The 692-nt window shown below is 31.5% G+C and carries 2 protein-coding genes; both read right to left on the bottom strand.

What is annotated here, in order from left to right; genetic code table 11:
• Positions 1-72: 72 nt before the first annotated feature.
• Positions 73-360: a type II toxin-antitoxin system RelE/ParE family toxin gene (locus D778_RS13940; RefSeq protein ID WP_040492734.1), complete on the bottom strand. Its 288-nt coding sequence runs from the start codon at positions 358-360 to the stop codon at positions 73-75.
• Positions 353-592 (bottom strand): ribbon-helix-helix domain-containing protein, encoded by a 240-nt coding sequence (locus tag D778_RS13935; protein WP_007651878.1) that lies wholly within the window; start codon positions 590-592, stop codon positions 353-355. Before D778_RS13935 ends, D778_RS13940 begins: the two co-directional genes overlap by 8 nt.
• Between the last annotated feature and the right edge of the window lie 100 nt (positions 593-692).

Raw genomic sequence — 692 nt, 5'->3', positions numbered from 1 at the left:
GTGTCATGTTTTTATAAAATCATGGGGTTGTGCAACGGTTACCGTTGTTGGCAACAGTTTTTATTATTCAGATTACAGTATGTCGTTTAAATCTTGTCTTCCGACAATTGCCATTATTTCAACAACGTCATTATTTATCTTATAGTAAATACTATCTATTCCGCAAACACATCTTCTGTAGTCTTTTTTTATATAATCAACCGACTCGAATGAAAAAGGCCTTTGGGAAATAATTTCAAAATATTCAAAGAATGATTCAAAATATTTATCCGCTTGAGTCATTCCAAATTTTTTAACTCCATAGTGATGGATTCGGATTAAGTCATTTTTAGCTTCGTTACTTAATCGATATTTAGCCATTCAGTAAAGTTTTTGATTGAGCTAAAATTTCATTTTTCGATTTGCTTGTAAATCCGCTATTTTCAGCTTTTTCCAATTTAGTTCGAACCCAATCAATTTCGACTTGTTGTTTTCTAGCTTGTCTAATTAAATCGTTTACTAATTCGCTTTTACTTGAATATTCTTTTCCATCGATTTGGGCTTTCAGCCATTCGTCGTTAGGTTCTGTAAATGATATACTTTGTCTTGACATAATTTAATTATTTGGTGTAAATATACATCAAATACGAATCATTTCCAAATTGTTGCCAACGGTTTCGGCTATGAGTAGTTGCGTGTTTTAGCACTTAACT

The sequence above is a fragment of the Xanthomarina gelatinilytica genome, assembly GCF_000348685.1.
In the GTDB taxonomy this organism is placed as follows: domain Bacteria; phylum Bacteroidota; class Bacteroidia; order Flavobacteriales; family Flavobacteriaceae; genus Xanthomarina; species Xanthomarina gelatinilytica.
Note: the sequence above shows the minus strand (reverse complement) of the source record. Positions and strands in the feature narration are given on the sequence as shown.

Excerpts from the sequence above, each read along its gene's own strand:
- D778_RS13940 (WP_040492734.1), bottom strand. The coding sequence starts at position 360 with ATGGCTAAATATCGATTAAGTAACGAAGCTAAAAATGACTTAATCCGA.
- D778_RS13935 (WP_007651878.1), bottom strand. The coding sequence starts at position 592 with ATGTCAAGACAAAGTATATCATTTACAGAACCTAACGACGAATGGCTG.